This is a genomic window from Nocardioides sp. T5 (assembly GCF_048161455.1).
In the GTDB taxonomy this organism is placed as follows: Bacteria; Actinomycetota; Actinomycetes; order Propionibacteriales; family Nocardioidaceae; genus Nocardioides.
Genome location: NZ_CP182415.1, coordinates 2,685,710 through 2,708,070 on the forward strand (window position 1 = coordinate 2,685,710; position 22,361 = coordinate 2,708,070).

The window sequence follows — 22,361 nt, forward strand, 5'->3', positions numbered from 1 at the left end:
GACGTGGCCGGGGCTCAGGACCCGCCGGCCAACCGGAACTCGTGGTGGAGGCGGACCCCGTCCGGGTCGTGCGGCCGCACCTCGGCGTGGGTGACACTGGCGTAGACCCCTGACCCGACCGGCGCCAGCGCGAGGCCTTGCTCGACGGCACCGACGACGCGGGCGCGCCCCACCAGGAGCTCCTCGGACGCGACCTCGGTGCCGAGCTGGCGGAGCACCAGCACACACACGGCGTGGACGGCCCGCTGGTCGGCGGGGTCGTAGCCCAGCGCCGGAGCGCCGTCGCGCGGAGGCCGCACCGCGAGGCGGACCGTGACGTCGATCAGCACGACGAGGTCGTCCTGCGCGACCACCGGGCAGCCGGTCAGGACGTAGTCCCGGTCGCGCACGTCGACACCCCCGGCACGGGGAGAGAACAGGCCCATCGCGGCTCACGCCTCGCTGGAGTGGCCGGGGAAGACGTGGGCGGAGGGGTCGAGCACGACGGCGGCGTTGTTCACGGCGGTGGCCGCCTCGCCGAAGCCGACGGCGATGAGCCGGACCTTGCCCGGGTAGTCGGTGATGTCACCGGCGGCGAACACGCGCGGCAGGTTGGTGCGCATCGAGGAGTCGACGACCACGTGGCGCTTCTGCGTCTCCAGTCCCCACTGCTGGATCGCCCCGAGGTCGGCGATGAAGCCCAGCGCGGCGACGAGAGCCTGCGCCTCCAGGACGTGCGGCTCCTCCCCGTCGACGCTGACCACGACCTCCTCGAGGTGGTTCTCCCCGCGCAGCTCGGTCACCTGGGCGTTGGTGATGATCCGGACGCTCGAGTCCTTGACCGCGGCCACGGTGCGCTCGTGCGCGCGGAACGCGTCGCGGCGGTGCACGAGCGTCACCGAGGAGGCGATCGGCTCGAGGTGCTGGGCCCAGTCGAACGCGCTGTCACCTCCCCCGACGATCACCACGTCCTTGCCGGCGTACGGCGCGAAGCTGGGCACGAAGAACTCCATGCCGCGCCCCACCCAGCCGTCACCGGCCGGCAGCGGCCGCGGGCTGAACTTGCCGATGCCCGAGGTGATGAGCACGGCGCCGGCCGTCACGGTCGTGCCGTCGTCGAGGGTGACGACCACCCGGTCCTCGCCGTGCTCGAGGGTGGTCGCCGTCCGGTCGAGGAGGTACGTCGGGTCGGCCGTGGCAGCCTGCGCCACCAGCCCCTCGACGAGGTCGCGCCCCTTCACGCTGGGGAAGCCGGCGACGTCGAGGATCGCCTTCTCGGGGTACATCGCGGTGATCTGGCCGCCGAGCTCGGGCAGCGAGTCGACCACCGCGACGCTCAGGCCGCGGAAGCCGGCGTAGTAGGCGGAGAACAGCCCCGTCGGGCCCGCGCCGATGATCAGCAGGTCGGTCGTCACGTCGTCCACGTCGCGGATCCTTCCGTCGGGGCGGCCCGGCCACAAGGGCCGGTCCGCGGCTGTCCGTGCGTCGTCAGAGCGCGTCGAGCTCGTCGACCTTCCACTCCCCACCCACGCGCCGCAGCGTCACCAGCACGCGGTGGAGGTCGAGCGTGGGCCGTTCCAGCCCCCGGCCCGAGGTGCGCTGGTTGACGAAGACCAGCACCCGGGCGTACGTCGCCGAGGCGGTCACGAGTGCCGTGTCGACGACCTCGGCCTCGACCACCGTGCGGTCACGGCGGCTCGAGGTGGTGACACCCGCCATCGTGCGGTCGTAGCGCTGCTGCATGGTCGGCGTCATCAACCTGCGGGCGGCGTCCTTGTCGTAGGACAGCGACCTCCACGAGTAGCTGTAGGCCTTGCGTGCGGCTGCAGCCGCACCCAGCCGCGCCGACTCCTTCACCACGGGAGACGCGACGACGGCCTCCGCCGCGTCCGCGCTGCTGACGTCGGTGGCGGCGACGTCGCGGGAGTCGCGGAGCGCCCACACGAGCGCACCGGCCGCGAGCACGACCAGCGCGACGAGCACCACCAGCCACCGGTTCAGCGCCGTACCGCTCGTCACGTCCTCACCTCACGAACCGCAGGTCGTCGGTGAGCCAACGCCCGTCCTCGCGGACCAGTTCCAGGCGCAGCCGGTAGTAGCGGACCTGGCCCTCGCCGGTGGTGCCGGTGTTGGTCACGGTGCTGTTGGCCGCCACCAGGACCGTGGCCGAGTCGTCGTCCTGGTCGCCCACCCCGAGGGCGACCACCTCCGGGGACGAGGTGGCCTCGGTGCGGACCGCCTCCCTGGTGAGGGTCTCGCGCTGGGAGGCGTACTGCTCGGCGAAGTCACCGGTCGCGCCGTCGAGGACCGCATCGATCAGCGGGTCCATGTCGCGGTGGTCGACGGTGAGGAAGGCGAGCGCCTCGGTGCGCGCCGCGCCCGCGACGTCGTGCTGGGCGGCGGTGAGCTCCCCGTCCGCCTCGTCCCCACCGGTGACCACCAGCGCGGTCGCGACCAGCAGCGCGAGGAGCACGAGCACGAGGCCGCCGGCCACCCACCTCCCCGCTCGCTCGCCCACGGGCCGAACCTAGCCCAGCGGAGCGTCGCCGTGGCGGTGATCCGCGCGTCCCTAGACTGCGTCGTCGTGACCCGACCGCTGCGCTACCTCACCGAGCACCCCTCTGCGATGCTGCTCGGGGCACAGCTCCTCCAGGTGCTGCTGTGGCCGTTCCTCGACGACTCGGTGGTGGGCCGGGCGGGCCTCGGCGCCATCGGGATGCTGGCCGTCGGAGCGGCCGTCCTGGCCGTGCGACGCACGCCCATGGCCAGCAGGATCATCCTGCTCCTCGGGGCACCCGCGATGGTGCTGACGCTGATCGAGCCCGTCTTCCCGGACCAGGACGCTGTCGTCCTGCTCTCGGGCGTGCTGCACGCACCGTTCTACTTCTACGTCTCGTACGCGTTGCTGCGCTACCTGCTGCACGACGACAAGGTCACCACCGACGAGTACTTCGCGACCGGGGCCGCCTTCACGGTGGTCGCCTGGGGCTTCGCCTACCTGTACTCGGCGGTGCAGGTGGTCTGGCCCGGGTCGTTCAGCAGTGGCGACGGCCTCGGCGACCACACCTGGTTCGAGCTGCTCTACCTGTCGTTCTCGATCCTCACGAGCGTCGGGCTCTCCGACATCGTGGCCGTCGGCGCACAAGCGAGGTCGGTGGTGATGGTGGAGATGATGACCGGCGTGTTCTACATCGCGATGGTCGTGGCCCGCATGGTCGGCCTCACCATCCTGCTTCGCCGCTGAGTCGACCTCCGGGGGCCGGCGCGGTCAGTCCTCGTCCTCGTCCTCGTCGTCGAGGAGGCCTTCCTTCTCCGCCTCCTGCACGATCCGGCGGACGTTGTCGATGCTGCCGCAGTCGGCGTCGAGCTGCTTGTTGCGCTCGGTCGCGAAGGCTTCGCCCAGCTCGGCGCGCACCTTCTCGCTGACCTCCTCGCGGGCCGGGTTGAGGATCGTCAGCTCCTCCTCGGTGAGGTGGTGGTTGAGCGCGGTGGCGAGCTCCTCGACGGCGTCGTCGAAGGCCTGGGTGTCGGTGCCCTTGAGCTCCAGCACCGTGAGCATGGCCTCGTGGCCCTCGGCGTGCTCCTCCTCGCCGTGCTCGGCCTCGTGCTCGGTGATCGCGTTCTTGCGGCGCAGCCGGGGGTAGACGTGCTTCTCCTCCGCCTCCGCGTGGGCGACGTGCAGTGCGGCCAGCGCCTTGCGGACGGCATCGCGGTCCGACGTGCTGTCCCGCAGCTGCCGCATGAGGGACTCGAAGCGGCGGTGGTCCTCGAGGATCAGGTCGATGACGTCGCCGGACACGGGGCGACCGAGGTCGATGGGAGTGCTCATGCCGCGAACCTAGCGCCTGGTCCGACCAGGGCCCTTCGGCCCACCTCCAGAGGGGTGGGGCGTGCCTACCATGGTGAGGTGTCAGGGATCGAGGTGTGGAACCAGTTCGACCACGACCCCCGCGTCCCCGCCAACCGGTCGATGCGGGCGTCGGACCGCGACCGCGCGGTCATCGAGGCCGTGCTCACCGACGCCTTCGCCGAAGGACGCCTCACGCGTGACGAGTACGACGAGCGCACCGACGCGGCGCTCTCGAGCCGGACGCTCGGCGACCTGGTGCCGCTAGTCGAGGACCTGCCCGTCGCCCTGCCACCGCGGCCCGGCACGGCCGACTTCCACGCGCAGGCGGTCCGGAAGTGGGAGGCCGATCGGCGTGAGGCACTGCTCGGCCTCATCGGGCTCTCCGCGCTGCTGTGGACGATCTGGGCGGTCACGATGTGGGGCGAGTTCCCCTGGCCGCTGTTCCCGATGGGATTCGCGCTGATGCACCTCGCGCGCATCGTCGTGAACAAGCGCGACATCGTCGACGAGCATGCCCGCCGGCTGGAGAGGAAGCAGCGCAAGGAGCTCAGGAAGCGGGAAGAGGAGGGCTGAGGCCGATCAGCCCGCCGCTCGTCACTCCGTCGCCGGCGTGCTCGCTTCGCTCGCCCGCAGCTCCTCGCTCGTCGAGGACCTTCCGAGCTCGTTCCTCGCTCGAGGCCCTCTCCTCACTTCGTCGCTTCCATCATCTGGCGGAGCTCCTTCTTGAGGTCGTTGACCTCGTCGCGCAGCCGCGCCGCCACCTCGAACTGGAGCTCGGCGGCGGCGTGCTTCATCTGCTCGGTGAGCTCCTGGATGAGCTCGGCGAGGTCGCTGCTCGGGATGCCGGCGGTGTCGGGCGCCTCGTGGTGGATCTTCGACAGCGCGGGCGTCGGCGACTTGCCGGCCTTCACGCCGCCGGCGCGGCCCTTCTGGCCGACGTCGGCCCAGGTCTTGAGCAGCTCCTGGGTCGTCTCGTCCTCGCGGGCGAGCATCTCGGTGATGTCGGCGATCTTCTTGCGCAGCGGCTGGGGGTCGATCCCCCGCTCCTTGTTGTAGGCGACCTGGATGGCACGACGACGGTTGGTCTCGCCGATCGCGGCCTCCATCGAGGGCGTGATCTTGTCGGCGTACATGTGGACCTGGCCCGACACGTTGCGCGCCGCGCGGCCGATCGTCTGGATCAGCGACTTGTCGGAGCGCAGGAAGCCCTCCTTGTCGGCGTCGAGGATCGCCACCAGCGACACCTCGGGCAGGTCGAGGCCCTCGCGGAGGAGGTTGATGCCGACCAGGACGTCGTACTCGCCCATGCGCAGCTCTCGCAGCAGCTCGATGCGCCGGAGCGTGTCGACCTCGGAGTGGAGGTAGCGGGTGCGGATGCCGGCGTCGAGGAGGTAGTCGGTGAGGTCCTCGGACATCTTCTTGGTCAGCGTGGTGACCAGGACGCGCTCGTTCTTGTCCGCGCGGGTGCGGATCTCGTGGATCAGGTCGTCGATCTGTCCCTTGGTCGGCTTGACCACGACCTCGGGGTCGACCAGGCCGGTCGGGCGGATGATCTGCTGGACCGTGTTGTCGACGCCGCCGACGCGGTCGAGCTCGTAGTTGCCGGGGGTGGCCGACAGGTAGACGGTCTGGCCGATCCGGTCGACGAACTCGTCCCAGCGGAGCGGACGGTTGTCCATGGCGCTCGGCAGCCGGAAGCCGTGGTCGACGAGGTTGCGCTTGCGCGACATGTCGCCCTCGTACATGCCGCCGATCTGCGGGACGGCGACGTGGGACTCGTCGACGACGAGGACGAAGTCCTCCGGGAAGTAGTCGAGGAGCGTGTTGGGCGCACTGCCGGGCTTGCGGCCGTCCATGTGCATCGAGTAGTTCTCGATGCCCGAGCACGAGCCGACCTGGCGCATCATCTCGACGTCGTAGGTCGTGCGCATCCGCAGCCGCTGCGCCTCGAGCAGCTTGCCCTGCTTCTCGAACGCGGCGAGCTGGTCGGCGAGCTCGAGCTCGATGCCCGTGATCGCCTTCTCCATCCGCTCCGGGCCGGCGACGTAGTGGGTGGCCGGGAAGACGTGGAGCTCGGTGTCCTCGGAGATGACCTCGCCCGTGATCGGGTGCAGCGTCATCAGCCGCTCGATCTCGTCGCCGAAGAACTCGATGCGGATCGCGAGCTCCTCGTAGACCGGGAAGATCTCGAGGGTGTCACCCCGCACCCGGAACGTGCCGCGGGTGAACGACATGTCGTTGCGGGTGTACTGGATCTCCACGAGCCGGCGCAGCACCGAGTCGCGGTCGTGCTCCTCGCCGACCTTGAGCCGCAGCATCCGGTCGACGTACTCCTGCGGAGTGCCGAGGCCGTAGATGCACGACACCGTCGAGACCACGATCGTGTCGCGGCGGGTGAGCAGGCTGTTGGTCGCGCTGTGGCGCAGCCGCTCGACCTCCTCGTTGATCGAGGAGTCCTTCTCGATGTAGGTGTCGGTCTGGGGGACGTAGGCCTCGGGCTGGTAGTAGTCGTAGTAGGAGACGAAGTACTCCACCGCGTTGTCGGGGAAGAGCTGGCGCAGCTCGTTGGCGAACTGCGCAGCCAGCGTCTTGTTGGGCTGGAGCACGAGCACCGGCCGCTGGACCTGCTCGGCCACCCACGCGACCGTCGCGGTCTTGCCGGTGCCGGTCGCGCCGAGGAGCACGACGTCCTGCTCGCCGCCCTGGAGGCGGCCGACGATCTCCTTGATCGCCGCCGGCTGGTCGCCGGAGGGCTCGTAGTCGGACACCACCTTGAAGGGGGCCACCCGGCGCTGGAGATCGGTGACTGGACGCATGCGTCGAGCGTACGCGGGGCCACCGACAGCGACTCCCTCGCTGGCGCCCTACGCTCACGGGCATGGTCTCGGACGCCGCCCCACCCGACCGCGTGCTCGACCTGTTCGTCGCCGAGGGTGTGCTCGAGCCCCTCCCGGGCGGCCGTGGCACGACGTGGCGCGCCGGCGACCTGGCGCTCTCACCGGGTCACGACGCCTCCGAGGCCTGGCTGGCTCCGATCCAGGCGCGGCTCGCCGTCCGCCTCGACGAGCAGTCGCCCCGCTCGCTCCGGCTCGCGCTGCCGGTGCCGGCGCGTGACGGGAGCCTCGTTGTCGAGGGGTGGTCGGCCACCCGCTTCGAGCCGGGTACGACGCCCTGCCGCGACCTCGCGACGCTGCGGGCCACCGCCCACCTGCTGCACGCCCACCTCGCGAGCGCGGTCCCCGAGCGGCCCGCCGTACTCGATGCACGCACCGACCAGTGGGCGGTGGCCGAGCGGCAGGCGTACGACGCCGACGCCGCCGACGCGGCCGCCGGGGATCGTCCCGAGCCGGGCCTCGCCGGGCTCGTCGGCGCCCTCGTGGCGGGCCTCGACCACACCGACCTCGGTCGCGAGCAGCTGGTCCACGCCGACCTCGCGGGCAACGTGCTGCTCGACGCCACCGGGGCGCCGTTCGTCATCGACCTCTCCCCCGCCTGGCGCTCGCCGCTCTGGGCCGAGGCGGTCTGCGTGCTCGACGCCGTGCTGTGGCACGGGGGCCGGGCCGAGGCTCTCGACGAGTGGCGCGCGGGTGCCCGGCGCCAGGCGATGCTGCGGGCCGCGCTCTTCCGGGTGCTGGCCGACCAGCCGTGCGACGTCGCCCGCTACGCCGCTCTCGACCTGGCCTGAGTCTGAGCCTGAGCCGGGGTCAGCGCACCCGGTCGAGCGTGACGACGCGCACGCCGCCGGTCAGGTCGACCTGGTCGACCGGCTCGAAGCGGGCGTGGGCGAACGGGCCGGCGAACAAGCGGCGGCCGTCGCCGATCACGGACGGGTTGACCTTGAGCACGAGCCGGTCGATCTCGGGCAGCAGCGTGTGCGCGAGCGTGCCCCCGCCCACGAGCCAGATGTCGAGCCCGTCCTCGGCCTTCAGCTCCCGGACCCGGGCGACCGGGTCGCCGGAGACGACCTCGACCGGCAGGTCGGACCTGCCGGCGAGCGACCGCGAGACGACGAGGTGCCGCAGGTGCGGGTAGGCGTCGACGAGGCCCGCTGCCAGCCCGACGTCGTACGACGCCCTCCCCTCCACCACGGTGTCGAAGTGGGCGCCCGGAGCGGTGATCCCCATCGCCTCGCGCGCCGGCCCGGGCAGCGTCTCGGGCCAGGACCCGACCAGGTGCTCCACGAGGTCGGGGGTCACCGGGAAGAAGTCGGAACCGGTGGGGTCCCCACCGTCGGGACCGGCGATGAACCCGTCGAGGGTGACGGCGACCAGGTAGACGAGGCGGCGCATCCCCGCATGCTGCCAGCCGCGCCGCGGTCACCCCGACTGGGGTCCATCGCTACATTGACCCCGTGACCGTCGCCCGCACGCTGACAGCCGTCCGGCGCACCCTGCTCGCGCTCGTCGGTCTCCAGCTCACCGTCGCGGTGGCGCTCTCGCTGGTCGACTCCTACCGCCGGCGCGGCAAACGACCCAAGCCGTTCCCCGTCACCGGCCCCGGCACGGTGCCCGTCGGCGACGGCGAGATCACGACGTACACCTTCGGCCGTGACCTCTACGACGACATGCTCGCCGCGATCGACGGCGCCAAGAAGCAGATCCTCTTCGAGACCTACATCTGGAAGGGCGACGACATCGGGTGGAAGTTCAAGACCGCCCTCGCCGCCGCCGCCGACCGCGGGGTCGACGTCCACTGCATCTACGACGGCTTCGCCAACATGGTCGTCTCCCCGGCCTTCAAGCGCTTCCCGCCGTCCCTCAAGGTGCTGCGCTACCCGGTCTACACGGCGGGCTTCCGCGTCTGGGACCTGCGCCGCTACGGCCGCAACCACCGCAAGATGCTCGTCGTCGACGAGGAGGTCGCCTTCCTCGGTGGCTACAACATCGGCTCGGCCTACGCGACCGAGTGGCGCGACACCCACGTCCGGATCACCGGACCCGGCGTGTGGGACCTCAAGCGTGCCTTCGCCGACTTCTGGAACCTCAACCGCCGCCACCGGCTGCGGCGCGACGACCGCCCCCTCCTGGTCGAGACCGCGTCCGACTGGGATCCGCAGATCCGGGTGCACAAGAACATCCCGCGGCAGTGGAACTTCCCGATCCGCAGCATGTACCTCGAGGCCATCGCCCGCGCCACCCGCAACATCTGGCTGACGACGGCGTACTTCCTGCCCGACCAGGACTTCGTCGACGCGCTGTGCGAGGCGGCGCGCCGCGGTGTCGACGTGCGGATCCTGCTGCCGCTGAAGTCCAACCACATCGTGGCCGACTGGATCTCCCGCGGCTACTACGGCCAGCTGCTCACGTCCGGCGCGCGGATCCTGCGGTTCAAGGACGCCATGGTGCACGCCAAGACCGCCACCGTCGACGGCAGCTGGTCGACCGTCGGCACCGCCAACATCGACCGGCTCAGCCTCCAGGGCAACTACGAGATCAACCTCGAGGTCATCGACCCCGACTTCGCGGCGGTGATGGAGGAGGTCTTCGCCAACGACGAGTCCAACTGCCTCGAGCTGACCCTCGCCGAGTGGGAGGCGCGCGACCTCAACCGGAAGTTCACCGAGAGCTTCCTCGCGCCCCTGCGCCCCCTGCTCTGAGCGCGAGGATCCAGGCGGAGACGAGCGCGATCCACACGAGCCCGGCGACGTACGCCGCCGCCTGCCAGCCCGACCAGTCCAGCGCGTCGCCGTACCGGAGCAGGGCCACCGCCTCCAGCACCACGAACGCCGCGCCGGTGAGCCCGACGGGGCGCACGGACGCTGCGTCGTCGACGAGGGCCGCCTGGCCCGCGGCCCAGCCCAGCCCCAGCCCCACGAGCCAGGCGCCGACGGCGCGGGCCGTCAGCGGCGTGAGCGGCCAGGCCCAGGCCTCGGCGGCCCATCCGGGCGCCAGCAGCAGTGCGACCCCGGCGACGAGCAGCAGGACCGCCAGGCCGACGAGCAGCCCGCGCAGGGCGGCGGGGAGGCGTCGTACGTCGTCCGCGTCCGTCGGCGCGCCCGTGGCCCGCGCCTGCAGGGCCAGGCCCACCACCATGGCCAGCGGTACTCCGGCGTAGATGGCCAGCCAGCCCCACGCGACGCCACGGGCGCTGGCGGGGTGCTCGGCGCCGAGGTGGAACTTGTCGAGGTGCACCAGCGTCACGACGAGCGTGAGGACCGTGAAGACGAGCACCGGCCACACGGTCAGCCGCGCGCGGCTCCACGTCCGCGAGCGTGCTCCGGCCACCTCGAGCACGGCGCTGGACCAGTAGGCCGCGCCGAGGAAGACGGCCGTCATCGGCACGTCGATGGTCCACGAGAACCACTCCGCCGTGCGGGTCGCGAAGACCGTGAGCTGGAAGCCCGCGAGGAAGACGAGCACGGCCGCGACGACGAGGAGCACCCGCATCCCGCGTGTCACCGGCGCCCCGGCCCCGGCGTGGCGTCGGCTCATGGGGTCGAGGTCGCCTGCGGGTGCGCCGCCAGGTAGCCGTGGAGCGTGGCGATGACGCTCGCACCGTCCCCGACCGCCGTCGCGACCCGCTTGACCGACCCGGCGCGCACGTCGCCGATGGCGAAGACGCCCGTCATGGTCGTCTCCTGCGGCAGTCGCCCGTCCTCGCCCGTGACGACGAAGCCGGCCTGGTCGCGCACGATCTCGGCGGGCAGCCACTGGGTGCGGGGCACCGAGCCGATGAGCACGAAGAGTCCGCCGGCGGTCACCTCCTCGCCCCCGCCCGGACCGCTGTGCTGCTCCCCCAGCGTCAGCGCGGCCAGGCACCCGTCCTCCTCCCGCCCGTCGAGCACCGCCGTGCCGTAGCGGATGCCGACGTTGCGGGTCGCGTCGAGCTGGGCGATGAGGTAGTCCGACATGCTCGCCGCGAGCGACGCCCCCCGCACCAGCAGGGTGACGTGGCGGGCGTAGCGGGCCAGGTGGAGGGCTGCCTGCCCGGCCGAGTTGCCACCCCCGATGACGTAGACCTCCATCCCGGCCATCGACGGCGCCTCGGCGACGGCCGCGCCGTAGAAGACCCCGCGACCGACGAGGCCCTCCAGCGCCGGGACGTCGAGACGGCGGTAGTCGACGCCGGTGGCGATCACCACGCTGCGGGTGCGGACGACGCTGCCGTCCGACATCGAGACCGTGCGGAGATCGCCGTCGGCGCCGAGCGCCTGGACCTCGCGGAGGAAGGAGAACTCGCTGCCGAACGACCACGCCTGCTGGAACGAGCGCCACGCCAGGTGGGCCCCGCTGACGCCCCGCGAGAAGCCGGGGTAGTTGCGGATCAGCGACGAGGTGCCCGCCTGGCCGCCCACCGCCGACTGCTCGACCACCATCGTCGACAGTCCTTCCGAGGAGGCGTAGACGGCGGCGGCGAGCCCGCTCGGGCCCGCGCCCACCACGACGACGTCGTACACGTGCTCGGGCGACAGGGGGCTCATCAGCCCGAAGGCGTCGGCGATCTCGAGGTCGGTGGGCGCCACGAGCGTGGTCGGCGGGTTGGTGAAGGCGAGCTGGAGCACGGGCAGCTCGGGTTCGGTCAGCCCCAGGCCGGCGAGCAGCCGGTTGGCCGACTCGGTGCCGACCTGGTGGAAGCCGACGGGGATGTGGTTGCGGCCGAACTGGTCGCGCAGGGCGTGGGTGCGCTCGTCACGCTGCTCGCCGATCATCCGCACCGCCTCGAAGCCGATGCCCTGGGCGAGGTGCCAGTCGTCGAGCGCATCGGTGATGGTGCCGTGGAACTCCTCGTCGCGCCGGCGCTCGGGGCGGAGCAGGACGAGCTCGGCGTGCCCATGGCCGATCGCAATGAAGACCTCGCGGGTGCTGGCGAAGTCGCCCCAGATCCCGGCGACGGCCCGCTTGGCCGACGGGTGGAGGGAGTAGGCGCGGCGCAGGAAGTCGAGCCCGCCTCGGTCGTCGGGGCCGTAGCAGGCGACCACCAGCGCCACCTGCCGTCCCCACCGGCGCAGCCCCTCGAGCACCGCCCGGGCGTGCTCGTAGGTCGCGCAGACGACCACCTCGTAGTCGCCCCCGTACCTCCCCCGCAGCTCCGACCCCAGGACGTCCCTCGACGCCTCGTCGGTCGTGGCGAGCAGCAGGACAGGATCGACGTCGCCCATGTCGGCCTCCCTCAGCCTCACGTCCGCCTCGACGCTACTCCCGGCCGTGACGGGCGGCGACACCATTTCTGGGGGGTCTGGACCGCGTCCGGGAACGCCCGTCAGCGGGTCGGGAGGTGGGTCGGGATGCTCATCCGCGGGCCGCGCCGCGGGCGGTGCCGGCCGCCGGCCATCGCCATCGCGGCGGCCCGGCCGCGCTGGGGCCGGTAGGGCTCGAGCAGCTCGCCCATCTCCTCGTCGCTGATGTCGTGGCCGACGAGCGCCCAGCCCACCCAGTTGGCGAGGTGGTAGTCGCCGAAGCTGACCGCGTCGGGGTCGCCCAGCGCTCGCTGGCGCACCTCCGCGCTCGTCCACACCCCGATGCCGCGGATCGAGCAGAGCCGCCGCTCGGCCTCCTCACCGGACACCTCGCTCACGCGCTCGAGCGACGACGCCAGCCGGCAGGCGGTCACCATCGTGCGGGACTGGGCCGGCTGGACGCCGAGGCGCAGCCACTCCCACGACGGGATCGCGGCGATCGTCCCGGGCGTCGGCTGCAGCATCAGGCGCAGCGGGGCGACGGGCCCGGGCGCGGGCTCGCCGTGGCGTCGGACGAGCTCGCGGAAGGAGCCGAACGCCTGCTTGCCCGTCACCTTCTGCTCGAGGATCGAGGGCACCAGGGACTCCATCACCAGCCCGGTGCGGCCGATGCGCCAGTGTTGGTGGGTGCGCCACCCCTCGGCGACCTCGGGGTGGTGGTGCGGCTCGAAGCCGGTCGGGTCGTCCTCGGCGCCCAGCAGCGCGGGCATCCGGTCGAGCGCCCACTCCGCGCCCGGCCCCCACGCCCGGCCGAGGACCTCGCCGGCAGACGGCCGCGGCTGCACGCACAGCGACGCCGGCCCCACCGGCGTACGCATGGCGCGCCAGATGCGGCCGGACTCCTCGTGGCGCTGGGTGGGGTCGCCGGCCCCGCGGCGCTGCGGGCGCAGCACCTGCGCAGGAGCGCACGGCCAGTCGGGCACCCAGGTGCGGGTGCGCCCCCCTGCCTCAGGGCTGGTCGCGGTGGCCATGGGGCGACGGTAGACGAGGGCACCGACTACCTTGCAGCCCATGGGACAGGGACCGGCCGACACACCGAACACGCGCGACCTCGAAGAAGGCATCCAGAAGGACTTCTCGCAGTCGATGTCCTACGGCGACTACCTGCGCCTCGACGTCCTGCTGTCGGCGCAGCAGCCGCTGTCCGACCCGCCGCAGCACGACGAGCTGCTCTTCATCGTCCAGCACCAGACGAGCGAGCTCTGGCTCAAGCTGATGATCCACGAGCTGCGCTCGGCCCGCGCGCTGCTGCGTGCCGACGACCTCTCCCCCGCGCTCAAGCGCCTGGCGCGCGTCAAGCACATCCAGCACACCCTCACCGACCAGTGGTCGGTGCTCGCGACGCTGACGCCCTCGGAGTACGCCGAGATCCGGCCGTTCCTGGCCACCAGCTCGGGCTTCCAGTCCCACCAGTACCGCGAGGTCGAGTTCCTGCTCGGCAACAAGAACGCCGACATGGTCAAGGTCTTCTCCCACGACGAGGCCGCTCGCTCGGTGCTCGACGAGCTGCTGCACGAGCCGTCCCTCTACGACGAGTTCCTGGCCCACCTCTCACGCCAGGGGTACGCCGTCCCGCAGCGGCTGCTCGACCGTGACTGGACCCTGCCGCACACCACCGACACCGACCTCGTCGACCTCTTCGCCACGGTCTACGCCGCGCCGGCCGAGCACTGGGGGGTCTACGAGACGTGCGAGGAGCTCGTCGACGTCGAGGACGCCTTCCAGCAGTGGCGCTTCCGCCACCTCCAGGTCGTACAGCGGGTCATCGGCCACAAGACGGGCACGGGAGGGTCGTCCGGCGTCGACTTCCTGCGCCGGGCGCTCGACCTGACGTTCTTCCCCGAGCTCTACGAGGTGCGCACGCGCATCGGGCAGTAGCCGGGCTGGGGAACGATCGGGCTGCCGATCAGCACGATCGACAGCCCGACGGTTCCCCGACGTGAGGGGGTCAGCTCAGAGCAGGCGGCCGCAGTGGGGCCACGGCGAGCGGCCGCGCTGCTTGTAGAGCAGCTTGGCGCGGTAGGTCTGCTCGCCGGCCGAGGCGGCGGTCGGGACGCCGGAGCCGCCGACGCTGCGCCAGGTGCCGAGGTCGAACTGGTAGAGCCCGTAGTAGCCGGCCGGGTTGACCGCCTTCGGGTTGCCGCCGGACTCGCAGTTGGCGAGGGCGCCCCAGTTGAGCCCGTTCGCGCCGGTGACGGCGTACGCCTTGCGGCCCACCAGCACCCGACGCGGGCGCGGGTCCTTCACGAGCTTGCGCTTGACCACGCGGTACTTCGCCGGCTCCCCGTTGTGGAGGGTCTTCACCGCGACGACCTCGCGGACGCCGGGCCGGCCCTCGCGCACGACCTTGCGACGGCCGGGCTTCAGCTTGGTCGTGGCGACCTCGACGGTGCGGGGCCGGACGCGCACGCGCTTGGTCTTGCGCTTCTTGACGACGTCGGTCAGGCGTACGACGTCGCCCTGGCGCAGGCGCTTGCGCTTGCCCGAGACCTCACGACCGTCGCGGACGACGTCGACCAGGTCGTTGCCGTCGACCGGGACGCCGTGCGTCTCGAGGAGCTGGCCGGGCCACGCGCGCGGGACGGTCGCGACCTCGACGGGCGGCTGGTCCGCCACCTTGAGGCGTACGCCGACGGCCTCGCGCGACTCCTCGGCAGCAGCGCTGCCGGGGACGAGGGTCAGCGCGAGAGCGGCTGCGGCGAGACCGGCGGACAGGGAACGGGGGGACACGACAGACACGTGCTTCAGACCTCACGGGGGGGGGTTGGGGGCGACGGGCCGCGGCATGCATCACCTCGCGATGGGAGGCGCCCGTCCACGACGGGGAGCACTGCCTGCGGCTCATCCACCAGAACACGATCGCGAGGACATGTCGAATCCCGAGCCGACGCGGCGGCGCGGTCCCTGCGAGGCGGTGTGAGCGAGTTCACCCGGCCGTCGCCGCCGATCCGGGCCCGCCTACGGTGGCCCCGTGAACGCCCAACGGTTGCTCGTCTCGCTGGAACGCGCCTGGGACGGCGCCCGCCTGCGCCGTCGTCGATCGGGGACGCCGGCGCACTTCCGCATCGAGCCCTACATCGGTCACGGCGGGCCTGCGGGAGCCGTCGTACGAGGTCGCGTGCTCGACAACCCGATGGCCTCCGAGGCCGTCGACGGGGAGGGCGTCGGGGACGCGGTACGTCGCACCATGCGCCACTTCCTGACCGACGAGCTGCCCGGTGTCCCCCTCCTGGTCACGCTTGGCGGTGCGAGTGTCGAGGCGGTCACCGATGCCGACGGCTACTTCCTGGTCAGGGTGCCGTCGACCGAGGCCGTCCCGAGCCCGTGGGCACGGGGGACCGTCGAGCTCCGCGAGGAGTACCGGGGCGTGACAGGACGGCACCCGGCGCCCGTCGAGGTGCGGGTCCCGTCGGCCGACGCGCGGTTCGGGATCGTCTCGGACGTCGACGACACGATCCTGCAGACCGGCGTCCAGCGGGTGGGGCGGATGATCCTCCAGACCTTCACCGGCTCCTCCCTCACCCGTACGCCGTTCCCCGGTGCGGCGGCGCTCTACCGCGACCTCGCCGCCGGCGTGAACCCGGTCTTCTACGTCTCGTCCAGCCCCTGGAACCTGCACTCGTTCCTGGTCGGCTTCCTGCGGCACCGTGGCTTCCCCCTCGGCCCGGTCCTGCTGCGCGACCTGCTCGGCACCTGGCGCGGGCGCGAGCAGAAGCACGACCGCATCCGGGAGGTCCTCGACCTCCACCCGGACCTGTCCTTCGTCCTGATCGGCGACTCCGGTGAGCACGACCCCGAGATCTACGCCGACATCGTGCGCGAGCACCCCGGCCGGGTCCTCGCGGTCTACATCCGCGAGGTGCGGCTCGACCCGGGCGACGGGCGCGTGGAGAAGGTGGCCGACGCGTGGGCTGCCGACGTCCCGTTCGTGCTGGCTGCCGACACCGACGCCGTACGACGGCACGCGCGGGGACTCGGGCTGCTCTGACGAACCGGCTCGCCCGTAGGGTGGCGACGCTCTGGGACGCCGACCGCGGCACGTCCTCCCGTCAGTGAAGGAACCACATGTGCCGAGTGCTCGCCTACATCGGGCCTGAGACGCCGCTCGAGAACCTGCTGCTCACCCCGTCGAACAGCCTGGTCAACCAGGCCCTCGACCCCGAGCACTACCCGGACCTCCAGCTGGCGGGATGGGGGTTCGGTCTGTGGAGCGAGCACCTGCTCAAGCCGGAGGATCCGTTCGTCTACCGCCGGCCCATGGCCGCGTTCTACGACGACAACGCCACCCGCATCATCCCGAGCCTGCAGGCGAGCACGATGCTCGGCCACGTGCGGGCGGCGTCCTATGACTCGAAGGTCGTCATGGTCGACGAGAACTGCCACCCCTTCTCCTTCGACGAGACCCCATGGATCCTGGCCCAGAACGGCGACCTGCCCAACTGGATGCTCCTGCAGCGGGAGCTGCTGCAGCACTGCGAGGACCGGTACCTGAAGCAGATGCGGGGCACGACCGACACGGAGTTCCTCTACGCGCTCCTGCTCTCCCTGCTCGACGGTGACAGCGACGAGGACGTCCAGCGCGCGATCGAGGAGATGGTCGGACTCGTCGCCCGGGCGATGAAGGACCTCGACCTCCCTGCCCTGACCAAGATGAAGATGGCCCTGGTGTCGCCCAACCGGATCATCGGTGTCAACGTCGGTCTCGGGCACCACGGCGAGACCGACCCGGCCGGGGACTGGAAGGAGCTGCGGAAGTCCGACCCCGGCACCGACGACTACGCCCTCTCGATGCTCCTCGAGCCGATGTACCTGCTCGTCGGTCGCCGCGCGGAGTCGGACGACACCTCCTACGACTTCACGTCGTGCGACGAGGCGGAGGCGACGGCCGCCATCTTCGCCTCCGAGGCCCTGACCGACGACGAGGACGGGTGGTCGCACGTCGACTTCGGCGAGATCGTGTTCCTCGAGAGGAAGGGCGAGCACGTCATCCGGAGGGTCGAGAAGCTGCAGGTCTAGGGCGCTCGACCGTCGTCACCACGCTCGTCACCGACGGCCGCCTCGGGGTGCTGGAGAACCCGAACCGGCAGGGCGGGTCGACGGGGGCGAGCGAGCCCATGCCGCTCCCCCGCCACGAGCCCTCGAGGGCCGTGACGGCCGACACCGACGTGGCGCCGTACCACTCCCGGCGGTCGTTGCCGGCGGTCCCGCGCGTGCGTACGCCGCTCAGCACGACGCGCGCGACGGGGTCGACGGCGGCGCACCAGGCGGGCGCGGTCGCCACGCGGTCCGGCACGAGGCCGAGCAGCGCGCCCAGCGGCGTACGACCGCCGACCACCAGCCGCAGCGACAGCGACGGCGTCGACACCTGCCAGCCGTCGGCGGTGTCGTCGACCGCCACCGGCTCGATGACGTGCTCGTCGAAGGTGTAGGTCGCCGCGACGAAGTCCCGCACCCGTTCCGACGGCGCGAGCAGCACCCGGTGTCCCGACGCGTCCTCGACCATCACGTCGGCGAAGGCGCCCCAGGGAGAGCCGTCCCAGCGGCCGACGACGACGCGTACGCCGCTGGTGCTGCCCACGCCCGCGATGCGGCCGGTGAAGCGTTCGCGGACCCGGGTCACGGAGCGACGAGCCCGTCCGGCTCACGCCCGTCCGCGGCGAGCCCGGCGGCGACGCCGGCGCGGTCCTCGTCGGAGCGGTTCTGGCTGAGCTTGGCCTTGGCCTCGACCGACGAGACGACCACCTCGACACCGACGATGGGTCGGAGGTTCTTCTCGACGTAGTCGGCAGGCGCGTCCGTGACCGCCCACGGCTCGGCGCGGGACTGCTCGTGGCGATCGGTCAGCCGGGTGACCAGCCCGCGCACCCAGGCGGGGTCGTCGTGCACCGTGACGCGCCCGCGGAGGTGCACGACCGAGTAGTTCCAGGTCGGGACCACCTTGCCGTGCTCGGACTTCGTGGCGTACCAGGACGGCGAGACGTAGGTGTCGGGACCGGTGACGATCGCCAGCGCGGGCGACCCGGCGGCGATGCGCCGCCAGTGGGCGTTGGCGCGCGCCAGGTGTCCGACGAGCCGGTCGCCCTCCCACAGCACCGGCAGGAACGTCGCGTCGGGGACGCCGTCGTCACCGACCGTGACCAGCTGCGCCGCCGCGACCGCGTGCACGAACGGGCGGACCTCGTCGGGGTCCATCACGTTGAACCGGGGCACGTAGAGCTGGGGGTCGGGCACGGGCACCATCCTGCCCGTTCGGGTGGCACCGCTGTCGGTGCCGGGCGGCAGGATGGGCGCATGCTGCTCGCCGAGCTCGTCGCCACCTCCGCCGCCGTGGCCGCCACCCGCTCCCGCAAGGCCAAGGTGGCCGCGCTCGCCGAGCTGCTGGCGCGCGTCGAGCCCGGGGAGCTCGAGGTGGTCGTGTCCTACCTCGGCGGCGCGCTGCGCCAGCGGCGCACCGGCCTGGGCTGGCGCGGGGTGAGCGCCCTCCCCGGCGCCGCCGACGAGCCGTCGCTGACCGTGCTGCAGGTCCACGAGGGGTTCGAGGCGATGTCGCGGCTCTCGGGCGCCGGCTCGCAGCTGGCCCGCAAGGACGCCGTCGCCGACCTCTTCGGCCGAGCGACGGAGGCCGAGCAGGCGTGGCTGCGCGCCATCGTCACCGGCAACGTGCGCCAGGGCGCTCTCGACGCGGTCACCCAGGAAGCGGTGGCCCAGGTGGCAGGCGTCCCGCTCGCCGCCGTGCGCCGTGCGGCGATGCTCGCCGGCTCCACCGTCGCGGCCGCCGGGGCGGCGTTCGCGGGCGAGGAGGCGCTGGCCGCGATCGGGCTCGAGGTCGGGCGTCCGATCATGCCGATGCTCGCCTCCAGCGCACCCGACGTCGCGGCCGCGATGGCGGGCCTGTCCCCCGACGGCGCGACCGAGGTCGCGATCGACGCCAAGCTCGACGGCATCCGCATCCAGGTCCACCGCGACGGCGACGACGTCCTCGTGGTGACCCGCAGCCTCGACGACATCACCGGGCGGCTGCCCGAGGTCGTCGAGGTCGCCCGCTCGCTGCCAGCGGAGCGCTTCGTCCTGGACGGCGAGGCACTCGCGCTGTCCGACGACGGCCGCCCGATGGCCTTCCAGGACACCGCGAGCCGCACCGCTCAGGACTCAGGCGTCGCGGTGACGCCCCACTTCTTCGACCTGCTCCACGTCGACGGCCGCGACCTGCTCGACTCCCCCGGCCACGAGCGCCTCGCCGCGCTCGACGCGCTGGTCCCCGAGCCCCACCGCGTACGCCGCCTCGTCACGGCCGACCCGGAGGCCGCCGACGCCTTCGCGTCCGAGACCGTCGCCGCCGGGCACGAGGGTGTCGTCCTCAAGGACCTGTCAGCCCCCTACGCCGCCGGCCGCCGCGGCGCGGCGTGGGTCAAGGTCAAGCCGCGCCACACCCTCGAACCTCGTCGTCTTGGCCGTCGAGTGGGGGTCCGGACGGCGCGAGGGCTGGCTCTCCAACATCCACCTCGGCGCGCGTGACGAGTCCTCGGAGACCGGCTTCGTGATGCTCGGCAAGACCTTCAAGGGGATGACCGACGAGATGCTGGCGTGGCAGACCGAGCGCTTCCTCGCGCTGGAGACGCATCGCGACAGCTATGTCGTCCACGTCCGGCCGGAGCAGGTGGTGGAGATCGCCTTCGACGGGCTCCAGCGCTCCACCCGCTACCCCGGCGGCGTCGCGCTGCGATTCGCCCGGGTCCTGCGCTACCGCGACGACAAGGGGCCGTCCGAGGCCGACACGATCGAGGCGGTCCGCGCGCACGTCACGACGTGAAGCGCGATCGCAGCGCTCAGCGGCGAGGCTTCGGCAGCCGGCACCCGGGCACGTCGAGGTCGAAGGTCCGGCCGGCATCGAGGCAGCCGAGCAACCACGACGTCTGCTGGCCGTAGTTCATGTCCCGGCGCATGACCACCCGCCCGCGCCGGTTCTCCTCGCACGCGGAGTCGATGCAGCGCCGACCCCCGGCATAGCCGGTGTTGGCGATCCCCACGACGAGCCCGGTCTGCCGGGAGACGATCGGCGAGCCGGAGTAGCCGCCCCGGATCGCGCACCCGTCGCGCACCGGCAACCGGATCGAGCTCCACCAGTCCCACATCCGCTCGTGCAGGCGGTACGCCGTGCCCGTGGTCGTGCAGGCCCGCTGCTCGGTCCAGTAGCCGGACGGGATCCGGATCCGGTCCCCGCGCGACGGACCCTCGGCGGCCAGCGTCAGCGGCGCCACGCCTGCCCGGGCCAGGTCGGCGTACGTGTCACGCAGCCGCAGGACGGCCACGTCGGTGCGGTACATCGTGGCGTACTGCAGCCGTACGGCGCGCCCCACCCGGGCGACCCTGCCGAGGCCGTCGAGCAGCTCGACCCGCGTCCACCGCTTGTCCCCGACCAGCACCTCGCGGGCGCCGAGGAACGGCCGGCGGACGCAGTGGCCGTTGGTCAGGACGACCGCGCGGTCGGAGTCGAGGGCCGCCGGCCACCGCACGACCGACCCGGAGCAGCCGGGCAGCCGGACGGTCCCGGCGAACCGGCCACCGTCCGTGGCGGCCGAGGCGGTGGGGGCTGCGACCAGCGCGCCGACGACGGAGACGAGCACGGTGACGACGACGGCGACGACGAGCGGCACGAGCGCGGCACGACGGGCGGTGGCAAGCAGCACCCCGGCATCGAACCACACCCGGCGTCGCGCGACGACGTACCTAGACTGGCTGCCATGAGCACCGAGCCGACCCACGCGCCCGGACCCGGACGGGGTGGCACCGCGGCCACGCGGCGCCGGTTGCGCGAGGCGGAGATCATCTCCGCGACGCGCCGCCTCTTCGACGAGCGTGGCGTCCGCGACGCCCAGATCGAGGACATCGCCGGGGCGGTCGGCATCAACCGCGCCATCATCTACCGCCACTTCACCGGCAAGGAGGAGCTCTTCAGCCTCACGCTGGTGCAGTACCTCGACGAGCTGCGGCTGGCGCTGGAGCAGGCGGCCGCGGCCACGAGCGAGCCGCGCGACCAGCTGGTCCGCCTCGTGGAGGCGTTCGTCGACTACGGCCTGGCCCACCCGGCGTTCGTCGACTGCGCCCAGGCGATCATGCGGCGCCCCGGGGGCGACCTGCTCGAGGAGGTCAGCGAGAGCGCGATGTATCGCCTCGGGCAGGCCATCAGCGGCTGCCTGTCGGTGCTCACCCGGACGATCACGGCCGGCGTGGAGAGCGGCGACTTCCACGTCGACGACCCCGGCCTGCTGGCCAACATGCTCTACGCCAGCGGCCTCGGCACCCTGCAGCTCGGCCGGGTCGCGATGCTGGTCTCCGAGGACGAGCCGGGGGTGCCGCGGATCAGCCGGGTCACCGTCGAGCAGGTGCGCGACCACATGGTCGCCTCGGCCCTCGCCGTCGCCGCCGGGGCACCGGCGAGCGCGGGGAGCCCCGGCCGGGGTCGCTAGGGCGAGGTCGCTAGCGCGAGAGGTGCTTGGCGCGCGCGAAGCAGAAGACGCCGTAGGCGCCGATGCCAAGCGCGATCGCGGTCAGCATCACCGGCCCGAAGGGCTGCTCGAGCACCGTCTGCAGGGCCTGGTCGAGGCCGCCCGACTTCTTCGCCTCGTGGGTGATCGCGGCGTAGCCGAACAGGCCGCCCACGATGATGATCGCGACGCCCTTGGCGATGTAGCCGATCTTGCCCATCAGGACGTAGGCCGAGCCGTCCTGGCCGGCCTGGCCCTGCGCGTCGAGGTGCTCGCGGAACTTCTCGGTCCACCCGCGGACGACGAGCGAGATGCCGTAGCCGATGATCGCGAGCCCGATCGCACCGACGATCAGCTGACCGCCGGGGAGGTCCATGATCTTCGCCGTCGTCGAGTCCGTGCCACCCTTGCCGCCGCCCGAGGAGGTGGCGGTCTGCACGGCGCTCCAGCCGATCGCGCCGTAGATCACGGCCTTGCCGAGCGAGGTGGCCCGCTTGCGCCACCGCTTCTTGTCGTCGGACTCGTCGCGGAACCCGAAGCCGAACTCCAGCAGCCGCCACACGACGAGGAAGAGCATGCCGACGGCGATCATCCACACCAGCACGCCGCCCATGGGCTGCTGCGCGAGGTAGTGCAGCGCGCCGGAGTTGGAGGCGCTGTCCTCCTTCTCGCCGAAGGCCAGCTGCAGCGCGAGCCAGCCGACCAGGAGGTGCACGACGCCGTACGCCACCAGCCCGGCGCGGATCGCGTGGTCCATCCAGTCGCTGTGGTGGGCCTGCTCTGCGGCGGAGGTGGAGGCGTTCATGGGGTCAACCTAGGTCCTCGGGCGCTGCCGCCGCGAGCCGGCTGACCCCTGCGGGTGAGGCCGGTC

At 72.2% G+C, this 22,361-nt stretch carries 25 protein-coding genes; 10 read left to right on the plus strand and 15 right to left on the minus strand.

Annotated elements, in window-relative coordinates:
* Window positions 1-14: 14 nt before the first annotated feature.
* The 4 genes from ACNKF0_RS13090 to ACNKF0_RS13105 form a co-directional block, all read right to left on the minus strand.
* Entirely contained in the window at window positions 15-425 is a 411-nt protein-coding gene (locus ACNKF0_RS13090) for a hypothetical protein (RefSeq protein WP_416952751.1), read from the minus strand.
* A 6-nt stretch (window positions 426-431) separates the two neighbouring features.
* Complete coding sequence (locus ACNKF0_RS13095; protein ID WP_299923343.1) at window positions 432-1,403, minus strand: NAD(P)/FAD-dependent oxidoreductase; 972 nt, start codon at window positions 1,401-1,403, stop codon at window positions 432-434.
* 64 nt (window positions 1,404-1,467) lie between these two features.
* Complete coding sequence (locus tag ACNKF0_RS13100; RefSeq protein WP_299923346.1) at window positions 1,468-1,998, minus strand: hypothetical protein; 531 nt, start codon at window positions 1,996-1,998, stop codon at window positions 1,468-1,470.
* 4 nt (window positions 1,999-2,002) lie between these two features.
* Window positions 2,003-2,497: a hypothetical protein gene (locus ACNKF0_RS13105; RefSeq protein ID WP_299923349.1), complete on the minus strand. Its 495-nt coding sequence runs from the start codon at window positions 2,495-2,497 to the stop codon at window positions 2,003-2,005.
* Between the two features lie 66 nt (window positions 2,498-2,563).
* On the opposite strand from ACNKF0_RS13105, the gene ACNKF0_RS13110 reads away from it, so the two are divergent.
* A complete protein-coding gene (locus ACNKF0_RS13110) occupies window positions 2,564-3,223 on the plus strand; it encodes an ion channel (protein ID WP_299923352.1) in 660 nt (219 codons plus the stop codon).
* A 24-nt stretch (window positions 3,224-3,247) separates the two neighbouring features.
* Here the strand turns inward: ACNKF0_RS13110 and ACNKF0_RS13115 are convergent, their stop codons facing one another.
* Entirely contained in the window at window positions 3,248-3,808 is a 561-nt protein-coding gene (locus tag ACNKF0_RS13115; protein ID WP_299923355.1) for a hemerythrin domain-containing protein, read from the minus strand.
* A 78-nt stretch (window positions 3,809-3,886) separates the two neighbouring features.
* Between ACNKF0_RS13115 and ACNKF0_RS13120 the strand changes: the two genes are divergently transcribed.
* Window positions 3,887-4,402, plus strand: a complete 516-nt coding sequence (locus ACNKF0_RS13120; protein WP_299923358.1) for a DUF1707 SHOCT-like domain-containing protein — start codon at window positions 3,887-3,889, stop codon at window positions 4,400-4,402.
* A gap of 113 nt (window positions 4,403-4,515) precedes the next feature.
* On the opposite strand, the gene uvrB is transcribed toward ACNKF0_RS13120, so the two are convergent.
* Entirely contained in the window at window positions 4,516-6,645 is a 2,130-nt protein-coding gene (gene uvrB / locus ACNKF0_RS13125) for an excinuclease ABC subunit UvrB (protein WP_299923361.1), read from the minus strand.
* 62 nt (window positions 6,646-6,707) lie between these two features.
* On the opposite strand from uvrB, the gene ACNKF0_RS13130 reads away from it, so the two are divergent.
* On the plus strand, window positions 6,708-7,514 hold the full coding sequence (locus ACNKF0_RS13130; RefSeq protein ID WP_299923364.1) for a hypothetical protein: 807 nt from the start codon (window positions 6,708-6,710) through the stop codon (window positions 7,512-7,514).
* Window positions 7,515-7,533: 19 nt separating this feature from the next.
* Here the strand turns inward: ACNKF0_RS13130 and ACNKF0_RS13135 are convergent, their stop codons facing one another.
* Window positions 7,534-8,118: a dihydrofolate reductase family protein gene (locus ACNKF0_RS13135; RefSeq protein ID WP_299923367.1), complete on the minus strand. Its 585-nt coding sequence runs from the start codon at window positions 8,116-8,118 to the stop codon at window positions 7,534-7,536.
* A 62-nt stretch (window positions 8,119-8,180) separates the two neighbouring features.
* Here ACNKF0_RS13135 and ACNKF0_RS13140 point away from each other — a divergent pair, with 62 nt between their 5' ends.
* Window positions 8,181-9,425: a phospholipase D-like domain-containing protein gene (locus ACNKF0_RS13140; protein WP_299923370.1), complete on the plus strand. Its 1,245-nt coding sequence runs from the start codon at window positions 8,181-8,183 to the stop codon at window positions 9,423-9,425.
* Here ACNKF0_RS13140 and ACNKF0_RS13145 read toward each other — a convergent pair.
* The 3 genes from ACNKF0_RS13145 to ACNKF0_RS13155 all read right to left on the minus strand — a co-directional run bounded on the left by ACNKF0_RS13145 (window position 9,385) and on the right by ACNKF0_RS13155 (window position 12,976).
* Window positions 9,385-10,260, minus strand: coding sequence for a hypothetical protein (locus ACNKF0_RS13145; protein ID WP_416952757.1), 876 nt, complete (start codon window positions 10,258-10,260; stop codon window positions 9,385-9,387). The two genes, ACNKF0_RS13140 and ACNKF0_RS13145, sit on opposite strands and share 41 nt — an antisense overlap.
* A complete protein-coding gene (locus ACNKF0_RS13150; RefSeq protein WP_416952759.1) occupies window positions 10,257-11,948 on the minus strand; it encodes an FAD-dependent oxidoreductase in 1,692 nt (563 codons plus the stop codon). The genes ACNKF0_RS13145 and ACNKF0_RS13150 overlap by 4 nt, the downstream gene beginning before the upstream one ends.
* An 80-nt stretch (window positions 11,949-12,028) precedes the next feature.
* A complete protein-coding gene (locus ACNKF0_RS13155) occupies window positions 12,029-12,976 on the minus strand; it encodes a DNA-3-methyladenine glycosylase family protein (RefSeq protein ID WP_416952761.1) in 948 nt (315 codons plus the stop codon).
* Between the two features lie 40 nt (window positions 12,977-13,016).
* Here ACNKF0_RS13155 and kynA point away from each other — a divergent pair, with 40 nt between their 5' ends.
* Complete coding sequence (kynA, locus tag ACNKF0_RS13160; RefSeq protein ID WP_416952763.1) at window positions 13,017-13,883, plus strand: tryptophan 2,3-dioxygenase; 867 nt, start codon at window positions 13,017-13,019, stop codon at window positions 13,881-13,883.
* A gap of 75 nt (window positions 13,884-13,958) precedes the next feature.
* Here the strand turns inward: kynA and ACNKF0_RS13165 are convergent, their stop codons facing one another.
* Complete coding sequence (locus ACNKF0_RS13165; RefSeq protein WP_416952765.1) at window positions 13,959-14,735, minus strand: transglycosylase family protein; 777 nt, start codon at window positions 14,733-14,735, stop codon at window positions 13,959-13,961.
* A gap of 241 nt (window positions 14,736-14,976) precedes the next feature.
* Between ACNKF0_RS13165 and ACNKF0_RS13170 the strand changes: the two genes are divergently transcribed.
* Together ACNKF0_RS13170 and ACNKF0_RS13175 are read left to right on the plus strand one after the other, a co-directional pair.
* Entirely contained in the window at window positions 14,977-15,993 is a 1,017-nt protein-coding gene (locus ACNKF0_RS13170) for an App1 family protein (protein WP_299923388.1), read from the plus strand.
* 77 nt (window positions 15,994-16,070) lie between these two features.
* On the plus strand, window positions 16,071-17,021 hold the full coding sequence (locus ACNKF0_RS13175; protein ID WP_416952767.1) for a class II glutamine amidotransferase: 951 nt from the start codon (window positions 16,071-16,073) through the stop codon (window positions 17,019-17,021).
* Here ACNKF0_RS13175 and ACNKF0_RS13180 read toward each other — a convergent pair.
* Together ACNKF0_RS13180 and ACNKF0_RS13185 are read right to left on the minus strand one after the other, a co-directional pair.
* Window positions 16,990-17,625 carry a hypothetical protein gene (locus ACNKF0_RS13180; RefSeq protein WP_416952769.1) on the minus strand — a complete coding sequence of 212 codons (636 nt, stop codon included), beginning with the start codon at window positions 17,623-17,625 and terminating at the stop codon, window positions 16,990-16,992. The two genes, ACNKF0_RS13175 and ACNKF0_RS13180, sit on opposite strands and share 32 nt — an antisense overlap.
* A complete protein-coding gene (locus ACNKF0_RS13185; RefSeq protein WP_416952771.1) occupies window positions 17,622-18,236 on the minus strand; it encodes an FMN-binding negative transcriptional regulator in 615 nt (204 codons plus the stop codon). Before ACNKF0_RS13185 ends, ACNKF0_RS13180 begins: the two co-directional genes overlap by 4 nt.
* A gap of 60 nt (window positions 18,237-18,296) precedes the next feature.
* Between ACNKF0_RS13185 and ACNKF0_RS13190 the strand changes: the two genes are divergently transcribed.
* Window positions 18,297-19,520, plus strand: coding sequence for an ATP-dependent DNA ligase (locus tag ACNKF0_RS13190; RefSeq protein WP_416952773.1), 1,224 nt, complete (start codon window positions 18,297-18,299; stop codon window positions 19,518-19,520).
* Window positions 19,453-19,815, plus strand: coding sequence for a hypothetical protein (locus ACNKF0_RS13195; protein ID WP_416952775.1), 363 nt, complete (start codon window positions 19,453-19,455; stop codon window positions 19,813-19,815). Before ACNKF0_RS13190 ends, ACNKF0_RS13195 begins: the two co-directional genes overlap by 68 nt.
* A 16-nt stretch (window positions 19,816-19,831) precedes the next feature.
* Here the strand turns inward: ACNKF0_RS13195 and ACNKF0_RS13200 are convergent, their stop codons facing one another.
* Window positions 19,832-20,692 carry a S1 family peptidase gene (locus ACNKF0_RS13200; RefSeq protein ID WP_416952777.1) on the minus strand — a complete coding sequence of 287 codons (861 nt, stop codon included), beginning with the start codon at window positions 20,690-20,692 and terminating at the stop codon, window positions 19,832-19,834.
* A 54-nt stretch (window positions 20,693-20,746) separates the two neighbouring features.
* Between ACNKF0_RS13200 and ACNKF0_RS13205 the strand changes: the two genes are divergently transcribed.
* Window positions 20,747-21,472, plus strand: coding sequence for a TetR/AcrR family transcriptional regulator (locus ACNKF0_RS13205; RefSeq protein WP_416952779.1), 726 nt, complete (start codon window positions 20,747-20,749; stop codon window positions 21,470-21,472).
* 10 nt (window positions 21,473-21,482) lie between these two features.
* Here ACNKF0_RS13205 and ACNKF0_RS13210 read toward each other — a convergent pair whose 3' ends face one another.
* Window positions 21,483-22,295: a DUF1206 domain-containing protein gene (locus ACNKF0_RS13210; RefSeq protein WP_416952781.1), complete on the minus strand. Its 813-nt coding sequence runs from the start codon at window positions 22,293-22,295 to the stop codon at window positions 21,483-21,485.
* Window positions 22,296-22,361 lie beyond the last annotated feature (66 nt).

Excerpts from the sequence above, each read along its gene's own strand:
- ACNKF0_RS13090 (WP_416952751.1), bottom strand. The coding sequence starts at position 425 with ATGGGCCTGTTCTCTCCCCGTGCCGGGGGTGTCGACGTGCGCGACCGG.
- ACNKF0_RS13115 (WP_299923355.1), bottom strand. The coding sequence starts at position 3,808 with ATGAGCACTCCCATCGACCTCGGTCGCCCCGTGTCCGGCGACGTCATC.
- uvrB (WP_299923361.1), bottom strand. The coding sequence starts at position 6,645 with ATGCGTCCAGTCACCGATCTCCAGCGCCGGGTGGCCCCCTTCAAGGTG.
- ACNKF0_RS13130 (WP_299923364.1), top strand. The coding sequence starts at position 6,708 with ATGGTCTCGGACGCCGCCCCACCCGACCGCGTGCTCGACCTGTTCGTC.
- ACNKF0_RS13135 (WP_299923367.1), bottom strand. The coding sequence starts at position 8,118 with ATGCGCCGCCTCGTCTACCTGGTCGCCGTCACCCTCGACGGGTTCATC.
- ACNKF0_RS13145 (WP_416952757.1), bottom strand. The coding sequence starts at position 10,260 with ATGAGCCGACGCCACGCCGGGGCCGGGGCGCCGGTGACACGCGGGATG.
- ACNKF0_RS13155 (WP_416952761.1), bottom strand. The coding sequence starts at position 12,976 with ATGGCCACCGCGACCAGCCCTGAGGCAGGGGGGCGCACCCGCACCTGG.
- kynA (WP_416952763.1), top strand. The coding sequence starts at position 13,017 with ATGGGACAGGGACCGGCCGACACACCGAACACGCGCGACCTCGAAGAA.
- ACNKF0_RS13175 (WP_416952767.1), top strand. The coding sequence starts at position 16,071 with ATGTGCCGAGTGCTCGCCTACATCGGGCCTGAGACGCCGCTCGAGAAC.
- ACNKF0_RS13190 (WP_416952773.1), top strand. The coding sequence starts at position 18,297 with ATGCTGCTCGCCGAGCTCGTCGCCACCTCCGCCGCCGTGGCCGCCACC.
- ACNKF0_RS13205 (WP_416952779.1), top strand. The coding sequence starts at position 20,747 with ATGAGCACCGAGCCGACCCACGCGCCCGGACCCGGACGGGGTGGCACC.
- ACNKF0_RS13210 (WP_416952781.1), bottom strand. The coding sequence starts at position 22,295 with ATGAACGCCTCCACCTCCGCCGCAGAGCAGGCCCACCACAGCGACTGG.